A 16382-nucleotide genomic window follows, 5' to 3' on the forward strand; every position below is an offset into this window, starting at 1 on the left:
GCCTTTACTCTGCGGGGCGCAGGTCGTTGCCGACGCCCTGGTTGACGAACTGGGTGGTGTAGGCGGCGCTCAGATCAAGGCCAGCGGGCACCACGCCGGCATCGACCATCTTGGCATAGAAGTCCTGCACCTTCGCATCGGTCATCGCACCGATCCCCATGGTCAGCGTGTCGCCTGAATCGACGATGCCGTTCGTCTTCATCGCCTCGATCGAATAGGCGATGGCCTCGTCGGTCATTTCGGGGTTGTCCTTCTTGATCAGCTCGATGGCGGCGGCGTTGTCGTTGTAAAGGAAGTTCGCCCAGCCCTTGATCGAGCCTTCAACGAAGCATTTCACCACTTCGGGCCGGTTGGCGATCGTTTCCGCCATCACCTCGACTGTGGTGGAATAGGCTGTGTAGCCCGCATCGGCGATGAGGAAGACGTCGGGTTTGAAGCCTGCCTCCTTCTCTACGAAATAGGGCTCGGAGGTCAGGTAGCCCTGCATGCCCCAAGTCTCGTTCGCGATCAGGGGGGCAGCCGAGAAGGTGTAGACCTCGCGCTGTTCGGGCTTGAAGCCATAGGCCTTCTGCATCCAGGCCCAGAAGGTCAGGACCCCGCCGTCCGAGATCAGGATCTTGTCGAGCTTTGTCAGGTCGGCGAAAGACGCGGCCTTGCCGGGATGGGTGATGATGACCTGAGGGTCCTTCTGGAAGGACGCCATGACGGCCACGACCGGCACGCCCTCCTGCACGGCTGCGATGGTATCAAGCGTCGAGCCGCCCATGTGGAAATCCATCTGCCCGGCCAAAAGCAAAGCGCGGTTGTTCACCTGCGGACCGCCGGGGACGATCGTCACGTCCAACCCGCAAGCCGCGTAGGTACCATCCGCGACAGACTGGTAGAAGCCACCGTGTTCAGCCTGTGCGACCCAGTTGGTCCCGAAGGTGACGGCGGCATTCTGAGCGGCGGCAGGAATTGCCCCGACGGCGACAATGGCTGTGGAAAGGAATAGACGCATGGGCGTGGGCATGAGATCGGCTCTCCTGTTGGTGTTTTGGGGCCCTATTGACCGGGCCTGCGCTCTAGTATGGGGCGATCCTTGCAGCCGACGAGGGGTCGGGCCAGCAAATCCGCCCAAGGCCGGAGGTGTGGGGCAAGCAGGCGCCTTTTGGATCGGCCAGATTGCACAAAAATTGTGCAAACATGGAACGCGAGGCTCAACGAGCTTGCCAAGCGGGGGGCCGGGACGCAGGATTTGGCTGCCAATACCTGAAGAAAGACCCGATGCGCGCCCTTTCGCCGTCCTCGATTCGACCGCCCTTCGCTGCCTATTCCCACGGCGTTGAAGTGGTGGCGGGCTTGCGGTGGGTGGCCACCTCGGGTCAGCTGGGCCTGGCCGCGGATGGCAGCCTGCCCGATGGTGCGCATGCCCAGGCCGCCCAGTGCTTTGCCAACTGTGCCGCGATCCTGGCCGAAGCGGGGATGGGGCCGGCGGATGTGGTCCGCATCAACGCCTTCGTCACCGACCGGAGCCATATGGCGGGCTACATGCAGGCGCGGGACGAATGGCTGGCTGGCGTCGCGCGGTTGCCGGCTTCCACCCTGGTGATCGTGTCCGGGTTCACCCGGCCGGAATTTCTGGTCGAGGTCGAGGTCACTGCAGCGGCGCCCTGAGCCGGTCAGGGGCTGTGCACCACGTCCTGATCGGTACACAGAAGCACCGGGATCACGGTACCCAATGCCTCGGCAAAGCGACGGTCCGTCTCGGCGAGCAGGGCTTTGGGCACCGCTTTCCAGGCGGCCCGGCTTTGCCAGCGGATGATAAGATGGATACGGTCAGGGCAGGCCGCCTCGCGCCAGACCTCTTTGCTGATGAAGCCGGGCTGTTGCGACAGAGCGGTGGTCCAGATGTCGTGATCGAGCGCAAGGAACCGATCCAGCAGCGTCGGCGGGACGGAGAATGTCAGCTGCTCGATAACCATGCTGTCGTGTTTCCCTGAAGGTTTGCGGTCTGAAGTAGCGTGTGATGTGTGCCTTGTGTGGAGGCTTTGGGTTGGGGTCGGGCGCTAAGCCTTTATCAGCGCATCGATGAACCGGGCAAACAGTTCCCCCTGCGAGCTGATCCCGAGCTTGGCGTAGATGTTGCGGCGGTGGATTCGTACGGTTCCAGACGAGATTCCAAGCATTTGGCAGATGGCTTCGGCAGAGTAGCCCTTCAGCGTGTATTCGACCACTTCACGCTCACGCGGGGTCAGGATCCCTTCGCCAAACCGCTGGAAGCTGCGCGCGATCTGGTGATCGAATGCGCCTGCGCCGCCCTTGCCCTGGGCCTCAAAACGTTTCGACAGGTCTGACCAATGACGGCCTGCCGCTGCCTCGACGACGGGCCAGGCGGTACGCAGCGAAGCAACCTCACGCGCGGAAAAGGCCTTGGCCGCCCGCATGAGCGACAGGACAACGGTGGTTTCAGGGCCTGCGCCGACAAAGAACCCTATCTCCTCGGCCAGGCCGGTCTGGACGTAGTAGCTGCGGAAGTATTCGCCCTGATAGAAGCGGTCGGGCGCCAGGTCCCGCATCCGGTAAAGGCCCTTGGCGACAGGTCGGGCCGCGCCCTGGTAGAACGGATCCAGCAGATAGGGTCCGGCCTGGTAGTCGGTCACGAAGATCGACCGTTTCTCGTGCGGGAAGTCGTCGTAAAGCGCAAGAGGCCGAGCCGCGCCGCGATAGCCGAAGACCACGGTGTAGTCATAGGGCGCGAGGGTCCGGAGGAATTCGGCCAGCCGCTGCGGTAGGTCTGCCGTGCCGATCGCCGCGATGATCCTGCCAATCTGTTCGAACTGCAGCTCTATGCTCATTCCACGGGCTTTCTGCCGATCTATGCATTTTGTGGTATATACAGATCGGTCCGGCGTTCCTACGCTTTCGGCATATTCAAGGCATATGCGCGGATACCAGCAAGGTGAGCAACCAGGCAGACGGTCCCATCGCGGAGCTGCGCGGCGCTTCAAAACGCTATGGCGCGGTTGTTGCGGCGCGCAGCATCAGCCTTGCGATCAGGCGCGGGGAGTTCCTGTCCTTCCTCGGCCCCTCGGGCTGCGGCAAGACGACCGCCCTTCGGATGCTGGCGGGTTTTGAGACCCCGACGGAAGGCGACGTCTTCCTGGACGGGCAGAAGGTGACCGATGTTCCACCTCACCGCCGCCCGGTGAACATGGTTTTTCAGCACTATGCGCTTTTCCCGCATCTGACGGTGGCGGAAAACATCTCGTTCGGCTTGCGCCAGCTGCGGCCAAGGCTGCCAACGGCGGAGATCAACGCCGCTGTGACCCGGACGCTGGAGACGGTCCGGCTTGCGGGTTTCGAGCGGCGGCGCATCTGGGAGATGTCGGGGGGCCAGCAGCAGCGTGTCGCACTGGCCCGTGCGATCGTGAACCAGCCGAAAGTGCTGCTTCTGGACGAACCCATGGCTGCGCTGGACAAGAAGCTGCGCCACGACATGCAGATCGAACTTCAGACCCTGCAGCGCCAGCTTGGGATCACGTTCATCCTCGTCACGCATGATCAGGAAGAGGCGCTGTCGATGTCCGATCGCATCTGCATCATGCGCGATGGCCAGATCGTCCAGACGGGCAGCCCGCGAGAGCTTTATGATCGACCAAACAGTCGGTATGTCGCGGATTTCGTGGGGAAGTCGAACTTCTTTGAAGGGCGGGTCGATAGCTTGGAGGGGACGACGGCGCGGCTGACCGGCCCCGGCGGCATCACCTTCGTCGGCCATGCCGGAGATGGCCTGACGGCCGGCCAGACGGCGGTAGCAAGCCTCCGCCCCGAGCAGATCAGCCTGACGCGCGATGCGGGCGGTCTGCCGGTCACCATCGTCAACCGCATCTTTCTGGGCGAGCTGACCGAGTATCTGGTCCGCCACCCTGATCTTGGCCCTTTCCTGATTGTGTGCTCGCGGCAGACGGGGGCCGAAGTTACCGACTTTGAACCCGGGGACACGGCCTTCGTGCGGTGGCGCGATGGCGCGGCCCTGATCCTGAAGAACGACTGAAAACCAACGGGGAGAAAGACCATGACAGACCGGAAGGACTTCATCTCGGCCAAGGATTTCATGGCCGAGCTTTATCGCTACAAAAAGGGCTCGGTCACGCGGCGGCACTTTCTGGGCGTGACGGGCCTTGGCGCCGCGACCGCCGTTATGGGCACAGCGATTCCGGGGCTGCGGTCAGCCGCCTGGGCGCAGGGCAGCATCGGCGATCGCGTGGCACTGGCGACCTGGCCCAACTACCACGACCCTGCCAACTTCGAGGCCTTCACCGCGGCCACCGGTGCGGCGGTGGATGTGAACGTCTTCGGCTCGAACGAGGAAATGCTCGCCAAGCTGCAGGCGGGCGGTTCGGGCTGGGATGTGTTCGTGCCGACGAACTACACCATCACCACCTATGTGGGCGAGGATCTGATCGAAGCGCTGGATCTGTCGAAGATCCCGAACTACGACGCCTCGGCCTTCGACGCCCGCTTTGCCGGGCCTGGCACGGTGGATGGCAAGACCTACGCCGTGTCCAAGAACTGGGGCACGACCGGCTTTGCGGTGAACACTGCGCAGCTGGGTGATGCGCCGAAGCCCACCTCGTGGAAAGAGTTCTGGGACCTGACGATGGCCGGGTTCAGCGGCCGGACGATGGTGCATGACTATCAGCTGACCACCATCGGCAACGCGCTGAAATACTTCGGCTACTCCTTCAACTCCATCGACCCGAAAGAGCTGGCGGATGCCGAGAAACTGCTGATCGACGCGAAGCCGCACCTTTTCGCGATCTCGTCGGACTATCAGCCCTCGATGCGGTCGGCCGACGCCTGGATGACGATCTGCTGGACGGGCGATGGCAAGCAGATGAACCGCGACATGCCCGAGATCGAGTATATGCTTGGCAAGGAAGGCGGCGAGCTTTGGTCGGACTTCTACGCGATCCCCAAGGGTGCGCCGCATCTGGACGCGGCCTATGCGCTGATCAACTACCTTCTCGACCCGACGGTGAACAGCAAAGAGGCGCTCTTCCACGGCTATCCTACCGCGGACGCGAGGGTGAACGCCCTTCTGCCGCCCGAGGTTCTGGCTGACCCGATCCTTTACCCGGCGAAGGAGCTGCTGGATGCGCTGGAGTTCGGCGCAGCGGTGACGCTGACCGATCCCAACCGCGCCGAACTGATGGCCCGCTTCAAGTCGGCCTGAGGACATGAGCCCAAGGCTGAGGACGACCCTTCTGCTGGCGCCAGCCGGGCTGTGGCTTCTTGCCATGCTCGTGCTGCCGCTGGTCGTCGTGGTGGTCTTCAGCTTTGGCGAACGGGCGGCGGCGGGGGGTTATTCCGCCGCCTTCACCTTCGAGAACTTCGCCAATCTTGGCAGCCGCTGGGCGGCGTTCCAGAACACGCTTGTGCTGGCCCCCACAGGCACGATCCTTTGCCTGCTGATCGCCTATCCGCTGGCCTACTACCTGGCCATCAAGGTCGACCCGAAATGGCGGACGCTGCTCTTGATCCTTGTCATCGTGCCGTTCTGGACGTCGATCCTGATCCGCTCTTATGCCTGGATCTACCTGCTGGGTGGCCAGGGGATCCCGAAGCTGATCGACGCTTTCGGCCTTGGCAATCCACGGCTGATCAACACTCCCTTCGCGGTGCTGATCGGCATCGTCTACAGCTACCTGCCGCTGATGGTCTTTCCGATCTATGTAAGCCTGGAACGGCTGGACCGGCGACTGCTGGAGGCCGCCTCTGATCTTGGCAGCCCACCCTGGCGCAGCTTCCTCCAGGTGACTTTGCCCCTTTCGATGCCGGGTGTGGCAACCGGCTGCATGCTGGTCTTCATCCTGCTGATGGGCGAGTTCCTGATCCCCGCCATGCTTGGGGGCGGCAAGGTCTTCTTCGTCGGCAATGCTCTCGTCGACCTCTTCCTGCAATCGCGCAACTGGCCCTTTGGCGCGGCGGTCGCGGTTGCGCTGGTCGTCATCATGCTGATCACGGTCACGGCCTACATGCGCCTTACCCGGCGTTGGGCGGGTGGGCGCGATGATGTGTCGTTGATGTGAGGTAGGCATGAGGCTTTATGCGCTGGCCGTCTACCTCTTCCTTTACATCCCCATCGGGGTGATCGCGGTCTTTTCCTTCAACGCCGGACGCCATGCCTCGCAGCTGCAGGGCTTTTCGACCCAGTGGTACGGCAAGGCGCTTTCGAACCCCTTTGTGATGGAGGCACTGCAGACCAGTGCCATCGTCGCCCTGGTTTCGGCAACGCTGGCCACCATTGCTGGAACCCTGGCCGCATTGGCGCTGCAGGGCGTCAGCGGGAGGCCGAGAGCGGTCTTCGATGCCCTGCTTTACATCGCGGTCATGGTGCCTGGCATCGTGATCGGCATTGCCACACTGATCGCGCTGGTCACGCTTTTCGACTGGCTGAACCCTTTGATTGCGGCGACCTGGCCGTGGGCCGAGGGCGCGCCGCAGTTGGGTCTGGGCAAAGGCTCGCTGATCGCCGCGCATGGGCTGTTCGCCATGGCGCTGGTCGTGGTCATCGTCCGGGCGCGGGTTGCGGGCATGGACCGGAGCCTGGTCGAGGCGGCAGCCGATCTTGGCGCGACGCCGTTTGGCACGTTCTGGCAGGTGACCTTGCCGCAGATCTTTCCCGCCATCCTCGCCGGGTTCCTTCTGTCGTTCACCTTCAGCTTTGATGACTTCATCATCGCATTCTTCGTCGCCGGGTCCGAGACGACGCTGCCGATCTATGTGTTCTCGTCGATCCGCAGAGGCGTGACACCGGAAATCAACGCGATCGGAACGATGGTGCTGGCGGCGTCGCTTGTGGTGCTGATCCTTGCGCAGGTGATGCTGCAGCGAGGGCGCCGGGGCGTGCCCGCTTCGGTGGAGTGACAAGATGCTGCTGCAGGATCGCGTGGCGTTTCTGACCGGGGCGGGCTCGGGTATCGGTCGGGCGGGGGCATTGGCTTTGGCCCGCGAAGGCGCGACCGTCGTTGTCAGCGATCTTGATGGGACACGTGCAGAAATGGTGGCGGCTGAGATCGTCGCCTTTGGTGGTCGGGCGCGGGGGATCAAGCTTGACGTGACCGACGACGCCGAGGTGGAAGGCGCGATCCGCGATACGCATGACCGCTTTGGCCGGCTTGATATCCTGCATTCGCATGCCGGGATCCAGATTCCTGGAGGGTTGGAAGATGTCAGTGCGGCGGACATGGACGCCTCGTGGCGGCTGAACGTCCGATCGCATTTCGTTGCGGCCCGCGCTGCAATGGCGGTCATGAGGCCACGGAAGGCCGGGTCGATCATCATCACTGCGTCGAATTCCGGGGTGCAGTACGATCGCGGCATGATCGCCTACTGCACTACGAAGCATGCCGTCATCGCGATGGTCCGCCAGATCGCGGTGGACTATGCCCGTTACGGAGTGCGCTGCAATGCGCTTTGCCCCGGCTTCGTGGACACGGCTTTCAACGCCGGTTTCGAGAAGCAGATGGGCGGTCGGGGGGCGCTGGAGGCTTACGTCTCAGGCGCCATCCCCATGGGGCGCTGGGGGACGCCCGAAGAGATTGCCGACAGCATCGTTTTCCTGGCTTCGGATCAGTCGTCCTTCATGACGGGCCAGGCGCATGTGGTCGACGGGGCCGAGTCGCTTTGAAAGATGGAGTATGGGTCGGTCGCGGCGGGCCGTCAGCGCTCGATGTTTCCGCCTTCGACAGCAGAGTTGGCGCTGGTTCCGATGAGGACCTCTTCGATCGCCTTTGCGACCTCCGCGCGGCAGCCCGCACAGACTTCATAGGTCACTACGGTCGGGTGGCGATCGCCGATTTCATCGCAAGTTGTCCAGTCGCTGGCATTGGCAAACCTGACATTGCCGCAGAACGAACATTTGCAGTCCGGTGCCGCCGGATCGTAGCGCCAGAGGTTGAGGGGTGTCGAGAAATGCCAGGCATCCCGAAGGTCATGCACCAGAAGCGCACGGTTGTCCTTCATGGGCTGGATCGTCAGCTGGAACTTCCGTGCAAGGCTTGGCGAATCGCAGCGATACTCCAGCCGAAGGGGTCGTTTCTGTTTCAGGACTGTGTCGATCATCTGCGCCGTCAACGCGCGCGTTTCCTCGCCCGCGATGTGAGCCATCAGCGAAGTCGATAAGACCGTGTTTGCAAGCGCATTTCGGGCAGCGTTCTGCAGGGCGAACTCATCCCACTCACCGCCCACCCAAAGCAGACGGTAATTGCTGTCTACAACAGCGTAGACCTGCAGGAACTTCAATTCTCCCCCCTGCCTTTTTTTCGGCTTTTGGCGACGCTATCACAGTTTTGCACGAGTTAGCGCCGGAAGTTTACACTTCCAGCAATTTTTCTGTGCAGCTAGGCAGCAGTTGTCAACGTAGATTGACGACTAGCCCCGATCGTGCAGGCAGAAAGGCGGTCTTTGCTGTGCTGGCGATGTCGGTGGCGGCAAGGCCGGCCCAGGCATACATCTGGGCCGGGCTCGCCTGATCGATGAACCGGTCGGGCAAGGTCATGGTCCGGACGGGGCCGCCCTTGTCCAGCCATCCGCTCTGCGCCAGATGGTGGAGGACCAGCGCGCCGAAGCCGCCGGTCGATCCCTGCTCGACCGTGATCAGGCAGCGGTGGTGGCGGCGCAATTGCTCGATCAGAGCCGTATCAAGCGGCTTGGCAAAGCGCGCGTCGGCAACGGTGGCCGAGATGCCCTCGGCCTCCAGTATCGTCGCGGCGGCCAGCGCTTCCGAGAGCTGCGCCCCGAAGGACAGGATCGCCACATCGCTGCCTTCGCGCAGGATGCGCCCGCGACCTATTGGCAGGGCCTCACCGCGTTCGGGCATCTGCACGCCGACCCCCTCACCGCGCGGATAGCGGAGCGCGATAGGGCCGTCGTCGTGCGACGCGGCGGTGGCGATCATGTGCACAAGCTCGGCCTCGTCGCCCGCTGCCATGACGGTCATGTTGGGCAGGTTCGCCAGGAACATCACATCAAAGGCCCCGGCATGGGTGGCCCCGTCCTGGCCGACGAGCCCCGCCCGGTCGATGGCAAAGCGCACGGGCAGGTTCTGCAGGGCCACGTCATGCACGATCTGGTCATAGCCGCGCTGGAGGAAGCTGGAGTAGATCGCACAGAAAGGCCGCATGCCTGCCGCCGCAAGGCCCGCGGCAAAGGTCACGCCATGCTGCTCGGCGATACCAACGTCAAAGACCCGAGCCGGGAAGCGACGCTGCATCACATCCAGCCCCGTGCCCCCCGGCATCGCCGCGGTGATCGCCACAATACGCGGGTCGCGAGCGGCTTCATCGGTCAGGGTCTGGCCAAAGACAGCCGTGTAGTTCGGCGCATTGGCGGGCGTCTTGAACTGCTTGCCCGTCGCGATGTCGAACTTGGCCACGCCGTGGTACTTGTCATCGGCTCCCTCTGCCGGAGCGTAGCCGCAGCCCTTTTTCGTCACGACGTGTACGAGTACCGGCCCCTCGGCATGGGTGCGAGCGCTACGGAGCGCATGAAGAAGCACCGGCAGATCATGGCCGTTCACTGGGCCAAGGTAGGCAAAGCCCAGCTTCTCGAACAGCGTCGTGCCGCCACCGGACTTGTCCCCGACCAGCTCACGTGCGCGGCGGGCCCCCTCACGCAAAGGAAGCGGCAGGTGGTCCTCCAGCCCTTCGGCGATGGCCTTCAATGTCGCGAGCGGCCCCTTGCTTGCGATGCTGTTGAGGTAGGTCTGCATCGCGCCAACGGGTGGAGCGATCGACATGTCGTTGTCATTCAGGATCACGAACAGCCGCTTGCCCAGGTGGCCCGCGTGGTTCATCGCCTCATAGGCCATGCCCGCCGTGATCGCCCCGTCGCCGATGACGGCAACCGTGTCGCCCACCGGCTGCCCCATCTCGCGCGCCATGGCGAAGCCAAGCGCAGCCGAGATCGAGGTGCTGGAATGCGCGGCGCCGAAGGGGTCGTATTCGCTTTCGGCACGCTTGGTGAAACCGCTCAACCCCTCGGCCTGGCGGAGGGTCAGCATGCGGTGCCGCCGCCCGGTCAGGATCTTATGCGGATAGCACTGGTGGCCCACGTCCCAGATCAGCTTGTCATGCGGGGTGTTGAACACGGCATGCAGCGCCACGGTCAACTCGACCACACCCAGCGATGAGCCCAGATGCCCGCCGGTCTGGCTGACGACCTCGATCACCTCACGGCGCAGTTCGGCCGCCAGGACCGGAAGGTCATGATCGGGAAGCGCCCGGAGATCGGCGGGGCTTGCCACGCGATCCAGCATCGGCTTGGGGCTTAGGGCGGGAACGGGGCTGTGTGCGGTCATGGCTGGTCTCCGCGGTGTTGGCAGGCGCTGGCATCTTCAGGAAAAGCGGCCGGGGCCCGGGTAAAGGGTGCCGTGTGGTTCTGGGGGTCCACACGGCACAAGTGCCTGTCGTCCGACAGGAAGGGAACCGGGGCCAAGAGGTCCCGACATCCAGGCCCGTGGAAGGGTCCGGATCCGTGGTGTGCGGCACGGTGCGAACGGGGCCCGTGCCGCACGGGGTTCAGGCCAGAGCGTGGTCTTCAACCACGAACGGCATCTCCAAGGCACCCATGGGCGGCGGGGTCTGGCGGCTTTCTTCGGGCAGAAGCAGGCCGATCAGGTAAAGCGCCCAGAGGGACAGCATGATTGCGACAACGAAGACCGCCGCATAGGCCGCGCCCTTCAGCATCTGACCAAGGCCCCAGAACGCAAGGTGGGTCTGCTTGCCTTCATCGAAGTAGTCGTTCGGCATGATGACCTCCTTAATCCAACGGCGCGTAGCCGTGTTCCTGTGCCCAGACGAACCAGTTGTCGACGACCGTCCCGGTCAGGAGGATGCCGATCCCGCCGGTCAGCGTGACCAGCACAGCGAACCACCAGGCCCAGCGGTGAATCCCCTCCATCGTGGCGTTGAACCCCATGGTCCAGCGCCAGAAGAGCGCCGCGCGTTCCGAGGCGGTGCCCCGGTCGGCGATCTGCTCAAGCTCACGGTCGCCGCCGAAGCGGCTGACGGCCAGGATCGTCGCACCATGCATCGCGAAGAGAAGCGCCGAGCCGTAGAGGAAGACGATGCTAAGCGCGTGGAACGGGTTGTAGAACAGGTTGCCGTATTGCAGCGAGAAGAGGTTCGTCCAGTCGAGGTGGCTGAAGATGCCGTAGGGTACCGCGTGGCTCCAGCTGCCCATCAGGATCGGCCGGATCAGGCCCAGCACGAGGAACAGCCAGATCGCGCTGGCGAAGGCCCAGCAGACATGCTTGCCCATCCCTAGGGCCTGCGCCCGAAGATAGGTGCGGACCCACCAGGCGCAGACGCTGATCAGCAGGAAGAAGCTTGCGATCAGCCACCAGCCGCCTTCCGCCAAGGGTGCGAAGCCCAGGCCGTATTCTTCGGCCGGCGGTTCCAGGCTGAACCAGAAGAGGTCGCGCAGGAAGACCGCCGCGTTGAACCCGGCCTGGTACCAGTACCAAAGCCCCACCATGACGAACCATGTGATGCCCGACGCCAGCGAGATCACCCCCATAGTGCCCAGGTAGATCGGGCCGAGCTGGGCATTGCCGAACCAACCCGCGAGGTTCGAGAACGAAGCGCCTTTGGACCGGTTGGAAAGCTCCACCCCCTCGGTCAGCCCCATTTCGGGGGCGCCGCGCACCTGAACCTGGGTGAAGATGTTCTGATACTCAGCCATTTACGCCTCCTTCAATCCCGGCCCACCACGGCAGTTGCAGCCACCAGTCCCACCAGACGACCCACTGGTCGAACCAGACCGTGCCCGAGATCACGATGCAGACCGCCGACCAGAACCCGGCGTTCAGCGCCAGAAGGAGGCCAAGACGGTGAATGCCCAGCGTGCCGACCGAATAGCCGATCAGGTCGCGGAAGTAGGTGTCTTCATGGTCCGGGGTCCGCATCTCGCGGCCCTTTTCCGGGTTTGCGGCCGACAGGATCAGACCGCCATGCAGCGCCAAGGCCAGCGCGGTGGTGAAGAAGAAACTCACCGCGATCATGTGGGCCGGGTTGTAGTGGAAGTTGCCGTATTGATACCCGGTGTTCGAAACCCAATCGAGGTGCGTCCAGATCCCGTAGGGGAAGGCATAGCCCCAGGCCCCCATCAGGACCGGCCGGATGACCACCAGCGTCACATAAGCGAAGATCGCCACGCTGAAGGCGAAGGGCACATGGTAGCCCATCCCAAGCTTGCGGCAGATTTCCACCTCGCGCAGGGCCCAGGATACGAAGGCGCCGATGGCGCAGATCGTGATGATCTGCCAAAGCCCGCCTTCGCGCAGCGGAGCCATCGCCAGCCCCATTTCCACCGCAGGCGGGTTGATCGAGATCAGCCAGGGGTTCCAGGTGCCTTGCAGTACCGCCCCGTAGAAGATCAGAAGCGTTCCAAGCGCCGCAAAGAAGAATGTCGTGACACCGAAGAAGCCGACGTAGAACGGCCCGACCCAGAAGTCGAACAGGTTCCCGCCGACAAGCGTGCCTCCGGGCACGCGGTATTTTCGTTCGAAGCTGAGCAGTGCCATGCTTCCCTCTCTGTGTTCTCCGGCTGTGGCGGCCAGTGGGCGCGGAAGGACGGTTTGCCGGATGTGTGTCTGGTCGTGGATTGTTGCGGGCGGCGAAGCCTAACCAGCGCCGCCCGCAACTGCGTTCATCCGGTTACTCTGCAGGGGCTGCGGCAACGCGGTCGGGATACTTTGCCGCCGCGATGTCGAACCAGTTGTAACCGGGAGTGCTGAGCAGCACGAGGTGGATCATGGCCGCCAAGAGGAACAGGAAAACGCCCTGTGCCACGAAGACGCGACGAGGATCGAAGATGAGCCAGATCTTGTAGAACTTGGACATGTCTTATTCCTCCTCAGAACCACGGGCGCCAGATGTAGACCGCCAGATGCGCGACAACGGCTATGGTCACGAAGAGCCAGAGCCCGCTCATGTAGACGGAGTGCAGTTCTTGCGCCTGCTCGTCGGTGAGACCTGTGAAACTCAGGTCGGATCTATCAGCCATTCTATCCTCCGGATTGGCAGACTGACGCCGCATCCCCTGCGGCTGGGTTCACGAGGCAGCAACGTGCTGCACCGTGGGGTCCGACAAGGCCGAGGTTTCCCCCGCCCAAGTCGAAGGCTTCACCTGACGGGCGGGCGCACCGCGTCGGGTCTTGATTTCCGCGCCGTGTCACGGGCGGAAGATTGCGGGCGTGATCTCCTCGGCGTCGCGCAGGGCGCGGGCAAGGGGACCAGCCGATGGCATGCGGCGATACCGGATCAGCGATCCGAGCCAGACCAGGCTCTGCACCGGCAGGGCGAAGAGCAGGATCAGAACGAAGTAGGTGGCGTACTCGGCCTTCGGCGTGCGCTTCGGCGGCGCCGACTTGTACTGGACATGATCGAAGAAGCTGTGGTCACTCACGGTCTCTCTCCCTTGGCAGTACCGGTTGGGCTGGTCACCGACGCGCCCGACAGGGTTTCGACGAATTCCAGAACGACGCGTTCGGCGCCGTTATCGAGGGCAGTCTTTTCAGCCGCGTCGCGCAGGGCGCGGGCAGCGGAAATGCGGGTCAGCACGGGGTGCTGGTTCAGGATGCGATCCAGCGCCAGCTGGGCATCCGCATCCCACGGCATGTCGCGGCGGAGCGTGGTGGGCGTCGCCTCGGCGCTGTCCATCTCGGACCCGAGCGGCAGGATGTGGAACAGCGCGTCAAAGAGGCCGTTGCACACTTCCTGCAGAATCCAGACCGCACCAGCGTAGCCCATAAAGGGCGTTCCCGTGGCCCGGCGGATCGCTGCGCCCGGGAACGACGCAGGCATAAACACCGGTTGCGGCCCGTGGCCGGCCCTCAGCTCGGCCAGGTAAATCTTTTCGTTGATCGACCCCATCACGATCAGCGGCCGGTGCTGCTTCATGAGCGCGCGCACCGCCTCGTTGTTGGTCTTCTGGCCCGCCAGCCGTGGCACCGCAAAGGCGCAGGGCAGGCCGAGGTCGTCCTCCAGGAACTTCCGGACACCACGCGTGTAAGTCTCGTTCGCGACGATGGCGAAGCTGGCAGTGGCGAAGAAATCCTGGGTGACCGACCGCCAGAGGTCCCAGAGAGGCTTCAGCGTCGAGTGCTTTTCGCGTTCGATGAAGGGCTCGGGGTCGAGGCCGAGCATTTCGCCCAACGTCCGCAGGAACAGGGTCGTCGACTCCAGGCCGATGGGCGCCTGCAGGTAGGGCTTGCCGAGGCATTCGGCGAGGCCCCGCCCGAACTCGCGGTACATCACGACATTGGCGTCGGCATTCACCAGGTTCCGCATTTCGGCCAGGTGCGAACCAAGCGGCATCACCATGTTGACCTCGGCTCCGATCCCTTCGACCAGGCGGCGGATTTCGTGGAGGTCCGAGGCCATGTTGAAGGTGCCGTACATCGGGCCAAGGATGTTGACCCGCGGCTTTGAGCCCTCAGGGCGTGGCGTTTCCGGAGGCATACGGCCCTTGGTCATGCCGAACTCGGTGAAGATCCAGGTCATCGCACGGTCGGCGGCCTGCCATTGGTCTTCGTCGATGGTGCGGGGCAGGAAGCGCTGGATGTTGGTGCCCATGGGTGTGACACCGCCACCGATCATCTCGGCAATCGACCCGGTCACGACAACGGCGGGCAGTGCCGGGTCCAAAGTCTTCCAGGCCCGCGCCATTGACGCTTCGGTGCCCGACGTCATCTCGCCTTCGCCCAGCCCCGTTACAACAATCGGCAGCTCATGTGGCGGCAGCGCGTCGGTGTAGTGGAGGACAGAGGTGACCGGCAGGTTCTCACACCCGACCGGTCCGTCGATCACCACCTGCAGGCCCTTCACGGCACAGAAGGCGTAGACCGCCCCCCAGTACCCGCCTGCCCGGTCATGATCCTGCACCAGCATCAGATCATCTCCTCGGCCTTGGCCGCCTTGGCCGCCTTGTCGAGCTTCTTCTGGTGGATCGCGCGGAAGTCCGGCCGCAGGTTCGGCGCGCCTTCCCAGATGCCTGCGGTATCGCTGTGACCGACCCCCTCGAAGAAGGCGGTCATAGTTTCCATCCGGGCCTTGTTGGCCATTGCGGCATTGACCACCTGGGCCAGCGAGCCCGCTCCGGCCGGTCCCATCAACGGACGGGCCGAGATCAGGTTGGTGAAGTAAAGCGCGGGGCGCGACTGTTCCTTGGCCTTCTGCACCACGGGCGTCGTGCCAATGGCGAGGTCCGGCTGGAACGCCTCCATCGCTGCCAGATCATCCTCCAGGCTAGCGCGGTACTTCACGACGCAGCCCTTGGATTCCAGCCAGTTGCGGTCGGCCTCGGACCACTCGTTCTTCGCGCAGGCGGTGCCGATGTAAGGCACATCAGCGCCGCTTTCGATCAGCAGACGGGCGACCAGAAGCTCGGACCCCTCATAGCCGGAAAGGGTGATCCGCCCTTTGATGGGGTTCGCAGCAAGCGCGCCCTTGATCGCGGGGCCAAAGGCGTTCTGGGCCGCTGCGATGCGTTCGGGTGCGACGTCATAGGCGGCGCCAATGGCCGCCAGCCAGTCCATCGTGCCATCATGGCCGACCGGGGCCGAGCCCACGATCTTGCGGCCCGCCGCCTGAAACTCGCGGATCGCGGCGGTGTAGAAGGGGTGGATCGCTGCCACGACGCCGCTGTCGAGTGCCGCATAAAGCTCACGCCATTCCCGGCACGGCACGACCGGCCCGGCGGCCAGGCCCATAGGCGCCAGAAGCGCGCCGATCATCATCGGGTCTGCGGGGAACATCTCGCCCAGCAAGGTCACCGTGGGCCGGTCCGACCTTCCTTGAGCCGGAGCGGCAACCGGGCCAGCCTGCGCCTCATGGCGCGCATAGGCCAGCATCGCACCGGCCAGCACGTCCTTCGCCTCAGCATGGGTCGGGACGCCAAAGCCCGGGACGTCGATGCCAATGATCCGCACACCGTTGATTTCGTTTGGTAATAGCCGCAGCGGCACGCCACTAGCCGTCGGCACGCAGAGGTTCGTCACCACCACTGCATCATAACGGTCGGGATCGGCCAACTCATGCACGGCGTCACGGATGTCTTCGAAAAGCTTGCCGGTCACCAGTGTCTCTGAATTGAAAGGCACATAGCCGACCGACCGACGGGCACCGTAGAAGTGCGACACGAAGCTCAGGCCGTAGACACAGCAGGCCGAACCGGAAAGCACCGTCGCCACACGACGCATCCGAAGGCCCACCCGAAGCGAGCCGAAGGCCGGGCACATCGATTGCGGCTTGTCATGCGGGCCTTGCGGGTAGTCAGCCGCGTAGCGGTCCAGAACTTCGGAGTTCCCCGCCGCCCGCGCTGCCGCTTCCATC

19 protein-coding genes are annotated in these 16382 nt (G+C 63.8%); 6 read left to right on the forward strand and 13 right to left on the reverse strand.

Annotation, left to right across the window (positions count from 1 at the left end; translation table 11 throughout):
• Positions 1-4 precede the first annotated feature (4 nt).
• A complete protein-coding gene (locus tag ACRCSW_RS14565) occupies positions 5-1012 on the reverse strand; it encodes an ABC transporter substrate-binding protein (protein ID WP_438706202.1) in 1008 nt (335 codons plus the stop codon).
• Positions 1013-1266: 254 nt separating this feature from the next.
• Between ACRCSW_RS14565 and ACRCSW_RS14570 the strand changes: the two genes are divergently transcribed.
• Positions 1267-1656 carry a RidA family protein gene (locus tag ACRCSW_RS14570; RefSeq protein WP_438706203.1) on the forward strand — a complete coding sequence of 130 codons (390 nt, stop codon included), beginning with the start codon at positions 1267-1269 and terminating at the stop codon, positions 1654-1656.
• A 5-nt stretch (positions 1657-1661) separates the two neighbouring features.
• On the opposite strand, the gene ACRCSW_RS14575 is transcribed toward ACRCSW_RS14570, so the two are convergent.
• Together ACRCSW_RS14575 and ACRCSW_RS14580 are read right to left on the reverse strand one after the other, a co-directional pair.
• On the reverse strand, positions 1662-1964 hold the full coding sequence (locus ACRCSW_RS14575; protein WP_438706204.1) for a TIGR03792 family protein: 303 nt from the start codon (positions 1962-1964) through the stop codon (positions 1662-1664).
• Positions 1965-2048: 84 nt separating this feature from the next.
• The gene (locus ACRCSW_RS14580; protein ID WP_438706206.1) at positions 2049-2837 is read right to left on the reverse strand and encodes a response regulator transcription factor; all 789 of its coding nucleotides are present in this window, start codon (positions 2835-2837) and stop codon (positions 2049-2051) included.
• Between the two features lie 104 nt (positions 2838-2941).
• On the opposite strand from ACRCSW_RS14580, the gene ACRCSW_RS14585 reads away from it, so the two are divergent.
• From ACRCSW_RS14585 to ACRCSW_RS14605, 5 genes are read left to right on the forward strand one after another with little or no spacing between them, the layout of a single operon-like run.
• On the forward strand, positions 2942-4036 hold the full coding sequence (locus ACRCSW_RS14585; protein WP_438706207.1) for an ABC transporter ATP-binding protein: 1095 nt from the start codon (positions 2942-2944) through the stop codon (positions 4034-4036).
• 21 nt (positions 4037-4057) lie between these two features.
• Entirely contained in the window at positions 4058-5218 is a 1161-nt protein-coding gene (locus ACRCSW_RS14590) for an ABC transporter substrate-binding protein (RefSeq protein ID WP_438706209.1), read from the forward strand.
• Positions 5219-5222: 4 nt separating this feature from the next.
• Positions 5223-6074, forward strand: a complete 852-nt coding sequence (locus ACRCSW_RS14595; protein ID WP_438706211.1) for an ABC transporter permease — start codon at positions 5223-5225, stop codon at positions 6072-6074.
• Between the two features lie 7 nt (positions 6075-6081).
• Entirely contained in the window at positions 6082-6912 is an 831-nt protein-coding gene (locus ACRCSW_RS14600) for an ABC transporter permease (RefSeq protein ID WP_438706212.1), read from the forward strand.
• A 4-nt stretch (positions 6913-6916) separates the two neighbouring features.
• Entirely contained in the window at positions 6917-7675 is a 759-nt protein-coding gene (locus tag ACRCSW_RS14605) for an SDR family NAD(P)-dependent oxidoreductase (RefSeq protein ID WP_438706214.1), read from the forward strand.
• Positions 7676-7707: 32 nt separating this feature from the next.
• Here ACRCSW_RS14605 and ACRCSW_RS14610 read toward each other — a convergent pair whose 3' ends face one another.
• The 10 genes from ACRCSW_RS14610 to bchY form a co-directional block, all read right to left on the reverse strand.
• A complete protein-coding gene (locus ACRCSW_RS14610; protein WP_438706216.1) occupies positions 7708-8289 on the reverse strand; it encodes a hypothetical protein in 582 nt (193 codons plus the stop codon).
• A 112-nt stretch (positions 8290-8401) separates the two neighbouring features.
• On the reverse strand, positions 8402-10345 hold the full coding sequence (gene dxs / locus ACRCSW_RS14615) for a 1-deoxy-D-xylulose-5-phosphate synthase (protein WP_438706217.1): 1944 nt from the start codon (positions 10343-10345) through the stop codon (positions 8402-8404).
• Between the two features lie 220 nt (positions 10346-10565).
• Complete coding sequence (gene pufX, locus ACRCSW_RS14620) at positions 10566-10796, reverse strand: RC-LH1 core complex protein PufX (RefSeq protein ID WP_438706219.1); 231 nt, start codon at positions 10794-10796, stop codon at positions 10566-10568.
• 10 nt (positions 10797-10806) lie between these two features.
• The gene (gene pufM, locus ACRCSW_RS14625; RefSeq protein ID WP_438706220.1) at positions 10807-11730 is read right to left on the reverse strand and encodes a photosynthetic reaction center subunit M; all 924 of its coding nucleotides are present in this window, start codon (positions 11728-11730) and stop codon (positions 10807-10809) included.
• Positions 11723-12571: a photosynthetic reaction center subunit L gene (pufL, locus tag ACRCSW_RS14630; RefSeq protein ID WP_438706222.1), complete on the reverse strand. Its 849-nt coding sequence runs from the start codon at positions 12569-12571 to the stop codon at positions 11723-11725. The genes pufM and pufL overlap by 8 nt, the downstream gene beginning before the upstream one ends.
• 133 nt (positions 12572-12704) lie before the next feature.
• Positions 12705-12890, reverse strand: coding sequence for a light-harvesting antenna LH1, alpha subunit (pufA, locus tag ACRCSW_RS14635; protein WP_438706224.1), 186 nt, complete (start codon positions 12888-12890; stop codon positions 12705-12707).
• Between the two features lie 13 nt (positions 12891-12903).
• A complete protein-coding gene (gene pufB, locus ACRCSW_RS14640) occupies positions 12904-13053 on the reverse strand; it encodes a light-harvesting antenna LH1, beta subunit (RefSeq protein ID WP_438706225.1) in 150 nt (49 codons plus the stop codon).
• 168 nt (positions 13054-13221) lie between these two features.
• Positions 13222-13455: a cytochrome PufQ gene (gene pufQ / locus ACRCSW_RS14645; RefSeq protein WP_438706226.1), complete on the reverse strand. Its 234-nt coding sequence runs from the start codon at positions 13453-13455 to the stop codon at positions 13222-13224.
• Entirely contained in the window at positions 13452-14939 is a 1488-nt protein-coding gene (gene bchZ / locus ACRCSW_RS14650; protein ID WP_438706228.1) for a chlorophyllide a reductase subunit Z, read from the reverse strand. The genes pufQ and bchZ overlap by 4 nt, the downstream gene beginning before the upstream one ends.
• The gene (gene bchY, locus ACRCSW_RS14655) at positions 14939-16381 is read right to left on the reverse strand and encodes a chlorophyllide a reductase subunit Y (protein WP_438706258.1); all 1443 of its coding nucleotides are present in this window, start codon (positions 16379-16381) and stop codon (positions 14939-14941) included. The genes bchZ and bchY overlap by 1 nt, the downstream gene beginning before the upstream one ends.
• Position 16382: the final 1 nt, after the last annotated feature.

Source organism: Tabrizicola sp. (assembly GCF_051645465.1).
Lineage (GTDB): Bacteria > Pseudomonadota > Alphaproteobacteria > Rhodobacterales > Rhodobacteraceae > Tabrizicola.